General features: G+C 60.1%; 1 protein-coding gene. It reads left to right on the forward strand.

The window, feature by feature from the left end; genetic code table 11:
- The coding region (locus AC5RE1_RS03290) for a DNA cytosine methyltransferase (protein WP_493938341.1) at positions 1-489 on the forward strand (489 nt) is incomplete at its 5' end.
- Between the last annotated feature and the right edge of the window lie 246 nt (positions 490-735).

Raw genomic sequence — 735 nt, forward strand, 5'->3', positions numbered from 1 at the left:
GAAGTGTCGAAAACCCTCGACCTGAAAGGCGGAGAGCCGACCTGCAACCAAGGCGGCATGGTCATCTTGGAACCCGTCTATGCCGCATCCAAGGCCGACTATTTCACCCGCACCACCAAGGATCAGGCAGGTGCGCTGCTGGCCACGGATTACACCGACCCGCCCATGGTCGCCAGCTCGTCGCTGCGCCCCAGACGGTTGACGCCGGTCGAGTGCACCCGGTTGCAGGGCTTCCCCGACGACTGGTGCGACCAGCTCGCCATCACCGACCCCACCGATGCCCAGCTCGACTACTGGGTGGACGTGTGGGCCGAATGGAACCGCCTCCGAGGCGTTAGGCCGCGCTCCCGCAAGCAGGTCGCCAGCTGGCTCGCAGACCCGACGTCGGATTCGGCGCAATACAAGTTGTGGGGCAACGGGATCGCTTTGCCCGTGGCTCGCCACGTCCTTGAAAGACTGAAGAATTTTGCTCGCGCAAGGACTGGATAAGCGCTCGCACCTATGGCTGTATGTACATGACCAAACGACCCCCTAACTAGAGGAAAGAGGAGATGGAGGATGGTCATGAGGGTGAGCTTTCTGGCGAAGCGGCTGAAGCCTACGACGTCCTTTACGACGCCATCACCAAGGACAACCAATGAGCATTGAAAACGAGAAAACAGAGCTGACCCAACCCTCCGCTCATGAATCCTCTTCCGGTGATGAGGTTCAGCTTCCGATCGTCCCAGTTGAGTC

Source organism: Actinotignum sp. usb-actsch-rep-73 (genome assembly GCF_059082735.1).